Origin of the sequence: Sphingopyxis granuli NBRC 100800 (assembly GCF_001591045.1) — a bacterium.
Classification (GTDB): domain Bacteria; phylum Pseudomonadota; class Alphaproteobacteria; order Sphingomonadales; family Sphingomonadaceae; genus Sphingopyxis; species Sphingopyxis granuli.
The window spans coordinates 68,533-77,587 of sequence record NZ_BCUA01000008.1 but is presented as its reverse complement, the minus strand read 5'-3'; the positions used below and the strand labels follow the sequence as shown (position 1 = coordinate 77,587).

Below are 9,055 nucleotides of genomic sequence, written 5' to 3'. Positions count from 1 at the left end.
AAATAAAAGATCTCACACAAAGACACAAAGAGGGCGACTGCGCTCCGCGACATCGTGCATGATGCGCGCAGCGCTTTAAAAAACGGCCGCCTGCGGCGGCAAGCACGCTTGCAAGGCGGCGCACCCTCTTTGTGTCTTTGCGTGAAGCAAATTCTTCATGCCTTCGGCGTGAAGGCCACCCCCGCGACAGATGGCTTTCCATTGCGCCGATTTGGCGTTATGGGCGCGCATCCGAATATTCGAGCCCCCAGAGGATAGATGGCGAAAGAAGAACTTCTGGAAATGCGCGGCCAGGTGGTCGAACTGCTGCCGAACGCGATGTTTCGCGTCAAACTGGAAAACGACCACGAGATTCTGGGCCACACGGCCGGCAAGATGCGCAAGAACCGCATCCGCGTGCTGGTGGGCGACGAGGTGCTCGTCGAACTCACCCCCTATGACCTGACCAAGGGTCGGATCACCTATCGCTTCAAATGAGCGGTGCGGCGACGATGCCCGCCCCCATGCGACATCTGGTCCTCGCTTCGACATCGCCGCGCAGGCGTGAGCTGCTGGCGCGGATCGGCCTGACGCCGTCGCGCATCGCCGCGCCCGAGATCGACGAAACGCCGCTGAAGGGCGAGAGCCCGCGCGCCTATGTCGCGCGCCTCGCCGAAAGCAAGGCGTGCGCGGTCGAGCGGGCGGCGGACGAGGTCGTGCTCGCCGGCGACACGACGGTCGCGGTCGGCCGCCGCATTCTCGAAAAGCCGGCCGACGAGGCGGATTTGCGCCGCATGCTGGCGCTGCTGTCGGGCCGCCGGCACCATGTTTATTCGGGCGTCTGCGTCGTCGATGCCGATGGCAGGGCGCGGGCGCGCGTTGCCGACACCGTCGTCGCCTTCAAGCGGCTGACCCCTGCCGAGATCGACTGGTATGTCGCGAGCGGCGAGGGCATGGGCAAGGCGGGCGGCTATGCGATCCAGGGGCGCGCCGAAATCTTCGTCCGCTTCCTGTCGGGAAGCCATTCGAACGTCGTCGGCCTGCCGCTGTTCGAGACGCGGGCGCTGCTGACCGCCGCAGGCATTCCGCTTGGCTGAGTGGCTTTATGAGGCCGGGATCGGCGAGGCGCGCGCCGCGCTGGTTGAGGACGGCCGCATCGTCGAGGCGCGGATCGAGCGCGAAGGCGAGGGGCCGCGTGTCGGGGCGATCCTGACGGCACGGCTCGTCGAACCGGGCCGGTTGTCGCTCGACGCGCCGGGCGAGCCGGTCGCGACGATCGCCGCGCCGGGCGTCCCGCTCGGCAGCCGCCTGACGGTCGAGATCACCCGCATGGCGCTGCGCGAGCGCGGCCGCGACAAGCCGGCGCGCGCGCGGCTGGCGGATGACGGCACCCAGCCTTCGCCGGGCCCCGACCTGCGCGCGCGGATCGCCGCCACCGGGATTCCCGTCGCTGATCTGCCCGCGACCGGGCCCGACCGGCTTGAAGCGGCCGGCTGGTCCGAACTGATCGACCGCGTCCGCACGGGATACTGGCCTTTTGGGGGCGGGGCGCTGTGGGTCGATGCGACCCCGGCGATGCTGCTGATCGATATCGACGGCGAAGGCGACGCCTTCGCGCTCGCGAAGGGCGGCGCGGCGGCGGCGGTGCATGTCGTGCGCTGCTGCGACGTCGGCGGCGCGATCGGCATCGACTTTCCGTCCTTGCCCGGGCGCGTCGAGCGGCACGCGATCGACGGGCTGATCGATGCCCTGTTGCCGCCGCCTTTCGAGCGCACCGCGGTCAACGGCTTCGGTTTTCTTCAGATCGTGCGGCGGCGCGAACGGCCGTCGCTGATCGAGCAGGTGCGATTCGATCCGGTCGCGACCGACGCGGCGTTGCTGCTGCGGCAGGCGGGGCGCGCGGTGGGGACGGGAGCGCTGCAACTTGTGACGCGCCCGGCCGTTGCCGAATGGATCGGCACGCATCCACACTGGATCGATGCCTTGCAAAAGCAGAACGGACGCGCCGTGACGGTCGTCGCCGATGCGCAGGTAAAAGGAGGGGGCCATGCCCAATGAACGTTCGGCGAGGACGCGGCGCTGCCCGCTGTGCGGCAAGCCGCGCGACGAGGCGTACAAGCCCTTTTGCAGCCGCGGCTGCCGCGATCGCGACCTCAACGCCTGGTTCGGCGAAGGCTATCGGGTGCCCGTCGACCAGGCCCCGGACGGCGCCGCCGACGGCGGCCGGCAAAGCGAAGATTGAGGGGCGCGACGGACGCCACAAAGGCTCTGGACAGGATCGAAAGCCCTGCCTATAGCCGCCGCTCTCCCGCCCGGCCGTCAGCCGCGGCGGCGATGCCCGGGTAGCTCAGTTGGTAGAGCATGCGACTGAAAATCGCAGTGTCGGTGGTTCGATCCCGCCCCCGGGCACCATTTACCGCTCATCATCTTCTTCCTCGAATCCAGGGCATCGCCGATTCTGGATCGCCCGGAAGCGAGCGGACCGCTGCGCTATAGCCGCGTGCCATAAACCTGCACCGCCTCTTATCCGTTCGTGTCGAGCGAAGTCGAGACACCCATCGGCCTTGCGCCACACAGATGGGTGTCTCGACTTCGCTCGACACGAACGGGACGATGGGTCAGATTTAAGGCTCGATGCTCTAGTCAGGCGTTGGCATCTTCCGGAATCAGGACCTTGCCCGGATTGAGCAGATTCAGCGGATCGAGCGCGGCCTTCAGGAGCCGCATGGTGGCGATTTCTTCCGGGGTTCGGGATGAAGACAGCCAGGCGCGCTTTCCCAGTCCGATGCCATGCTCGGCGGAGATCGATCCGCCGATCGCTTCGAGCGGGCGATAGACGAGTTCCTCCGCGCGGTGGCGCGCCTCTTCGCTCCACGGGCGCGGAGCGACGCTGATGTGCAGATTGCCGTCCCCCAGATGGCCGAACACCATCAGCTTGCTCTGGCCCGCCCATTCGGCGTCGACCGAAGCGGTCAGGCCCGCGACATAATCGGGCATCGCCGTCACGGGCAGGCTCACGTCGAACACCGCGCAGGGCATCATCGCCTCCATGATTCCGGGGATATCCTCGCGGATGCCCCAGATCGCGCCACGCTGGGCGCCCGACGACGCGATCACCGCGTCGGCGGCCAGTCCGTTGGCGAGCGTTTCCTCCATCAATGCCGTGAAGAACGCCTCGTCGCGCCCCGGGTCCATGCCCGACGCTTCGACGATGACATAATAGGTGTGCCCGGCGGGGAGCGGCGGTTGGTGCCGCCCGCTGTCGATCGCGATCGCCCGGTAATGCGATTCCCACATCACCTCGAACGAGGTCAGCATGGCGCCGAGCCTGCCGCTGCACAGCGAAAGCAGCCCGGTGATGCCATCGAAATCGTCCACCGCCAGCAAGGCGGTGGCGGTGGTCAGGGGCCTGGGATGCAACCGCAGGACGGCGCGGGTGACGAGGCCCAGCGTCCCCTCGCTGCCGATGAACATCTGCTTGAGGTCATAGGCGGCATTGTTCTTGAGCAGATGGTTCATCGACGACAGCACCGTGCCGTCGGCGAGAACGACTTCCAGCCCCAGGACATTCTCGCGCGTCATGCCGTAGCGGACCACCTGATTGCCGCCGGCGTTGGTCGAGACGGTTCCGCCGATCGTGGCCGACCCCCGCGCCCCCAGATCGACCGCATAGATCAGATCGTGTTCCAGCGCCGCGTCCTGCGCGGCCTGCAGCGGCACGCCCGCCTCGACCGTCATCGTTCGCCCGACCGGATCGACCGCTTCGACCGCGCGCATCCGTTCGAACGATATCTGCAGCTCGTGGCCGGCCGCGTCGGTGCCGTGGACCAGTCCGCTCAGCCCGCCCGCGGCGATGACGGGCTGGCGCCGCGCGTGGCACAGGCGCATGATCCGGGACAGTTCGTCCGTCGAGCGCGGCCGGACGATGGCGGCTGCCATGCAGGACGAGAAACCGAGCCAGTCGCCCGGCCGTTTGGCAAGTTCGGCACCGGCGATGACGCCGCCATCCCCCGCGATGGCCCTGATGGCGTCGAGCAGATCGTCCTGTGGCATGGCTGCGTCTCCTGGCGGCGGGATATGGTGGGGTCAGATCAGGACTTCGATCAGGTGCGGTCCCTTGTCGGCCAGCGCTTCGTCCAGCGCTTCGCGTAGCTCTTCCGACGTCGTGGCTCTGCGTGCCGGCACCCCCATGCCCTCGCTGATCGAAACCCAGTCGATCGCCGGATTGCGCAGATCGAGCATCGACAGCGCCTTGGGGCCGGGGTTCTGCACGCCCACGCGCATCAGTTCGATGTTGAGGATGGCATAGCTGCCGTTGTTGATGAGGATCGTCGTGACATCCAGCTTTTCGCGCGCCATCGTCCACAGCGCCTGGCAGGTATACATCGCGCTGCCGTCGGCCTGGAGCGCGATCACCTTGCGATCGGGGCATGCCACCGCCGCTCCCACGGCGAGCGGCAGGCCGATCCCGATCGCGCCGCCGGTCAGCGTCAGCCAGTCGTGCGGCGCGGCGCCCGCCGTATATGGAAATAGCGCGATGCCCGACGTGTTCGCCTCGTCGGTGACGATCGCGTCCTTCGGCAGCGCGGCCGCGATGACCGCACCCAGTTTCACCGGATCGAGCCGGCCGCCGTCGATGGGCGGCGTTCCCGCCTGCTGGACCAGCACCGGCTCGGCCGGGGCGCCGAGAGCGTCGGCGAGATCGGTCAGCGCTCGCTCGGCATCTTCTTCCGCGGAGGCGAGCCGGGCTGCGCGCGCGCCATCGGGCGAAAGCCGGCTGGGCTTGCCGGGATAGGCGAAGAAGGACACCGGCGGTTCGCAGCCGCAAAAGACGATCGCCTTGAAATCCTGCAGATATTCCTGCGCCTGTTCGCCGAAATAGGGGAGTCTCTCCACCGCCACGCGGCCCGCCCCGCGCTGCAGCCGAGCGGGGAACGTCTCGCAGATCAGGCGCGCGCCCGTCGCCGCTGCAATACGCCCGGCCTGCTCGAGCGCGCCTTCGCGCAGCGCGCGTCCGCCCAGGAAGATCGCTTTCGGCGCATCGGCTTCGCGAAGCAGTGTCGCGACCTCTTCGATCACCGCCGCCGGGACCGTCGGCGCGGCCTGCGCCGGGCGCGCAGTGACGCTCGCGCTGCCCTCGGTCCACGCATGGTTGGCGGGGGCGACGAGGGTCGCGATGCGCCCGGGATAGGCGGTGGCGACCGCCATCGCCTCGGCACCCGCCTGCGGCAGGTCGCGTTCGGACCGCGACGCCTTGATCCAATCGGACATCGGCCTTGCGACGCCCGCCAGATCGCTGGTCAGCGGCGAATTATATTGCAGATGATAGGTCGCATGATCGCCGACGACGTTGACGACGGGCGATCCGGCCCGCCGCGCATTGTGCAGATTGGCAAGGCCGTTGGCGAGGCCGGGGCCGAGGTGGAGCAGGGTCATCGCCGGCTTGTCGGCCATGCGGCCGTAACCGTCGGCCGCGCCCGTGACCACGCCTTCGAACAGGCCCAGTATCGCGCGCATCCCGTGCTGCCGGTCGATCGCGGCGACGAGCTGCATCTCGGACGTTCCGGGATTGGCGAAACATACTTCGACGCCTGCCTGGGCCAGGGTTTCGATCAGAGCTTCGGCGCCGTTCATACATATCTCCCCTTATCTCGATCGCGGCCGGTCCCGGTGGCGTGGCGAACCGATTGATAGCCGATGGTGGCCGCGACGAAATGACCTAGCGCAAAACGCACGCTTCTCCCGCATCAATTGTCGGCCGTCATGGCGATATCGTGCCTGCCTACGGTTTCGGCGATGGATTCCGATCCGTCCATGCGCCGCCATGCGGCGATCTCATCGCATCTGTAATGACAAGGCCGCAACGCGCTTTGCCACCTTGCCGCCTTCCCGCGAACATCGCATCGCAAAGCGTGCGGCGGCAGCAGGAGAAGGAAGTCGTGTCGAACGACGTGCGAGCGCGAGCGGAGCTTTGGGCAAAGGGGCGGCTGTTCGAGGATTTCCACGAGGGGCAAAGATTCGATCATCATTGGGGGCGGACGATATTGGAGAGCGATACCATGCTCTTCTCTACCCTGACCCTGTCCTTCAATCCGCTTTACTTCAATCGCAGCTATGCGGTCGCTCATGGACATCCCGACATCGTGGTCAATCCGCAGCTGGTGTTCAACGTCGTGCTCGGCCTGACGGTCGAGGATTGCAGCGAGATCGGCGGGCCCTTCCTGGGCGTGTTCGACCTCGACTATCATCGCCCGGTCTATCCCGGCATTACCCTGCGCGCGCGCAGCGAGACGATCGAGGCGCGCCTGTCCGCCAGCAATCCGGCGAACGGCATCGTGACCTGGAAGACGGAGGGCGTCGACGACGCGGGCGAACGGATCGTGTCCTTCCGGCGCTCGAACCTGGTCGCGCGGCGCTTTCCCGAAGGAGCGGAGTGATGGACAAGCTGTCGAGCCTGACGGGCACAGCCAACTATTTCGAGGATTTTGCGGTCGGCGACGCGATCCGGCACCAGCGCGGCAAGACGATCACCCCGCTCGAAAACGTCCTTATCACCAACATGGTGATGAATACGGCGCAGGGGCATTTCAACGAGCATCATATGGCGAATTCGCCGTTCCGGAAGATATTGTCCTATGGCGGTGTCAACTTCTCGATGGTGCTGGGTCTCGCGTCGCAGGATTGCTGCGAGAATGCGCTGGCGGAACTGCGGCTCGACAATATCCGGCTGACGAAGTCGGTCACGCACGGCGATACGCTCTATGCCTGTTCGGAGGTGCTCGAAAAGCGCGACGCCGATCAGGAGGATGCGGGCATCGTCGTCTTCAGGCACTACGGCTACAACCAGCATGACGAACTGGTCGCCGAGGTCGAGCGCACGGTGCTGCTGAAGCGCAAGAGCCATTGGGGCGACCGGTGAGCGCGCCGCGTTTCGGAGCGCTGTCCGACATCCGGATCATCGACCTGACGCAGATGCTGGCCGGGCCCTATGGGACGATGATGCTCGCCGATCAGGGTGCAGAGGTCATCAAGGTCGAGAGCCCCGAAGGCGACATGAGCCGCGCCGCGGCCGGAAGGGCGCAAGCCGCAGGCGAAAGGAAGCTTTCGGGATATTTCCAGAGCATCGGGCGCAACAAGGACAGCGTCGTCCTCGATCTCAAGACTCAGGGCGGCGTGCGGGCGCTGAAGGCGCTGGTCCGCGACGCCGACGCCGTGGTCGAGAACTTCCGCCCGGGTGTCATGGACCGGCTGGGTCTGGGCTGGGACGTGCTGCGCGCGATCAACCCGCGGCTCGTCTATGGATGCCTGCGCGGTTTCGGCGACCCGCGTACCGGGGCTTCCCCCTATCAGGATTGGCCGGCGTTCGACGTCGTCGCGCAGGCGATGGGCGGCATCATGGCGATCACCGGGCCCGATGCCGCGACGCCGACGAAGGTCGGGCCGGGGGTGGGCGACATCATACCAGGCATGATGCTGGGCTTCGGCGTGCTGGCGGCAATCCACCATGCACGGCGGACCGGCGAGGGGCAGATCGTCGACGTCGCGATGACCGACGCCGTGCTCGCGGTGTGCGAGCGCAGCGTGTGGCAGCGATCGTTCGACGGTGTCCTGCCGGGGCCGGAGGGCAATCATCATCCCTTCCTCTGTCCTTTCGGCATGTATCCCGCGTCGGATGGGTTCGTCACGCTGGCGGCCCATATCGACAGTTTCTTCGCCTCGCTGTGCGATGCCATCGACGCGCCGCAACTCGCGACCGATCCCGATTTCGCGCGGCAGGACGCGCGCTCGGCCAACCGTTTGCGCCTGATTGCGATCCTCAGCGACATCACCCGGCGCTTCACCAAGGCGGAACTGGTCGCCCGGCTCGGCGGACGCATGCCTTTCGGCCCGGTGATGAACATCGCCGAGATCGCCGAAGATCCGCATTTCGCCGCGCGCGAAATGATCGTGACGGTGGACGAGCCGGGGCAGCCCGACGCCACCGTGGCGGGCGTGCCCGTCAAGATGACCGTAACGCCCGGTGGGGTGCGCCGGCGCGCGCCCTTTCTTGGCGAACATACCCGCGTCCGTCTGATCGAGGCGGGCCTGACCGAAGACGAGATCGAAGGGCTGATCGCTCGCCGAGAGGCCTCCGGCTTTGATACCAACGAAAGGAATTCCGAATGACCCAACGGCCCGCGCGTGCCCGCCGTTCCCAGCTCTCCGTTCCGGGAAGCAGCGAAAAGATGCTGGCGAAGGCGGCCGCCTCGGCTGCGGACCACGTCTTTTGCGACCTGGAGGACGCCGTTGCGCCATCCGCCAAGGTCGAGGCGCGGCAGAAGATCGTCCACGCGCTGAACACGCTCGACTGGGGTGGCAAGACCCGCTGCGTCCGCATCAACGACGTGACCACCCAATGGTGCCACGGCGACATCATCGAGATCGTCGAGGGCGCCGGCGCCAATGTCGATACGATCATGCTGACCAAGCCCTATTGCGCCGCGGACGTGATCTTCCTCGATCGCATGCTCGGCCAGCTCGAACAGAAACTGTCGCTGGACAGGCGGATCGGCATCGAGGTTCTGATCGAAGAGGTCGAGGCGCTTCAGAATGTCGAGGAGATCGCCCGCTGTTCGGATCGGATGGAGGCGCTGATCTTCGGCATGGGCGATTATTCGGGATCGCAGGGAATCGAGACGAAGAATATCGGATCGACCGACGGTTATCCGGGCGACATCTTCCACTATGCCCGTTTTCGCATCACCATGGCCGCGCGCGCCGCGGGTATCGATGCGGTCGACGGGCCGTTCGCCAATTTCAAGGACGACGCGGCCTATCGGCAGGAAGCGGAACGCGCCAAGGCGCTCGGCATGGTCGGCAAATGGGCAATCCATCCGTCGCAGATCCAGCCCGCTCTCGACGTGTTCAGCCCCTCGCGGGAGGAAGTCGATCGGGCGCGCCGGATCGAGCAGGCCTATCGCGAGGCTGAAAGCGCGGGGTTGGGCGCGGTGCAGGTCGATGGCGTGATGATCGACGTTGCGGTGCTGCGCCTGACGCGCAATACGCTGCGCAAGGCCGAGCTCATAGGGATGTAGGA

10 protein-coding genes and 1 tRNA gene are annotated in these 9,055 nt (G+C 66.6%); 9 read left to right on the top strand and 2 right to left on the bottom strand.

The features are described 5' to 3' along the window. Nucleotides 1–258 precede the first annotated feature (258 nt). The 5 genes from infA to SGR02S_RS03765 all read left to right on the top strand — a co-directional run bounded on the left by infA (nt 259) and on the right by SGR02S_RS03765 (nt 2,391). Nucleotides 259–477 (top strand): translation initiation factor IF-1, encoded by a 219-nt coding sequence (infA, locus tag SGR02S_RS03785; RefSeq protein WP_010162480.1) that lies wholly within the window; start codon nt 259–261, stop codon nt 475–477. A gap of 26 nt (nt 478–503) precedes the next feature. Further along, on the top strand, nt 504–1,076 hold the full coding sequence (locus tag SGR02S_RS03780; protein WP_067105830.1) for a Maf family protein: 573 nt from the start codon (nt 504–506) through the stop codon (nt 1,074–1,076). Then, nucleotides 1,069–2,037: a ribonuclease gene (locus SGR02S_RS03775; protein ID WP_067105820.1), complete on the top strand. Its 969-nt coding sequence runs from the start codon at nt 1,069–1,071 to the stop codon at nt 2,035–2,037. The genes SGR02S_RS03780 and SGR02S_RS03775 overlap by 8 nt, the downstream gene beginning before the upstream one ends. Next, nucleotides 2,027–2,221, top strand: coding sequence for a DNA gyrase inhibitor YacG (locus SGR02S_RS03770; RefSeq protein ID WP_067105818.1), 195 nt, complete (start codon nt 2,027–2,029; stop codon nt 2,219–2,221). Before SGR02S_RS03775 ends, SGR02S_RS03770 begins: the two co-directional genes overlap by 11 nt. A 94-nt stretch (nt 2,222–2,315) precedes the next feature. After that, nucleotides 2,316–2,391: transfer RNA gene (locus SGR02S_RS03765), tRNA-Phe, on the top strand. A 231-nt stretch (nt 2,392–2,622) separates the two neighbouring features. Here the strand turns inward: SGR02S_RS03765 and SGR02S_RS03760 are convergent. After that, nucleotides 2,623–4,032, bottom strand: coding sequence for an FAD-binding oxidoreductase (locus SGR02S_RS03760; protein WP_067105816.1), 1,410 nt, complete (start codon nt 4,030–4,032; stop codon nt 2,623–2,625). Between the two features lie 33 nt (nt 4,033–4,065). Beyond that, complete coding sequence (locus SGR02S_RS03755) at nt 4,066–5,613, bottom strand: acetolactate synthase large subunit (RefSeq protein ID WP_067105815.1); 1,548 nt, start codon at nt 5,611–5,613, stop codon at nt 4,066–4,068. 278 nt (nt 5,614–5,891) lie between these two features. Here SGR02S_RS03755 and SGR02S_RS03750 point away from each other — a divergent pair, with 278 nt between their 5' ends. Genes SGR02S_RS03750 through SGR02S_RS03735 form a run of 4 tightly spaced genes read left to right on the top strand, consistent with a single transcriptional unit; the run spans nt 5,892 to nt 9,053 of the window. Further along, complete coding sequence (locus SGR02S_RS03750; RefSeq protein ID WP_067105813.1) at nt 5,892–6,416, top strand: MaoC family dehydratase; 525 nt, start codon at nt 5,892–5,894, stop codon at nt 6,414–6,416. Next, nucleotides 6,416–6,898 (top strand): MaoC family dehydratase, encoded by a 483-nt coding sequence (locus SGR02S_RS03745; protein WP_067105811.1) that lies wholly within the window; start codon nt 6,416–6,418, stop codon nt 6,896–6,898. Before SGR02S_RS03750 ends, SGR02S_RS03745 begins: the two co-directional genes overlap by 1 nt. Next, nucleotides 6,895–8,145, top strand: a complete 1,251-nt coding sequence (locus SGR02S_RS03740) for a CaiB/BaiF CoA transferase family protein (RefSeq protein WP_218000100.1) — start codon at nt 6,895–6,897, stop codon at nt 8,143–8,145. Before SGR02S_RS03745 ends, SGR02S_RS03740 begins: the two co-directional genes overlap by 4 nt. Continuing rightward, nucleotides 8,142–9,053 (top strand): HpcH/HpaI aldolase/citrate lyase family protein, encoded by a 912-nt coding sequence (locus SGR02S_RS03735; protein WP_067105807.1) that lies wholly within the window; start codon nt 8,142–8,144, stop codon nt 9,051–9,053. Before SGR02S_RS03740 ends, SGR02S_RS03735 begins: the two co-directional genes overlap by 4 nt. Nucleotides 9,054–9,055: the final 2 nt, after the last annotated feature.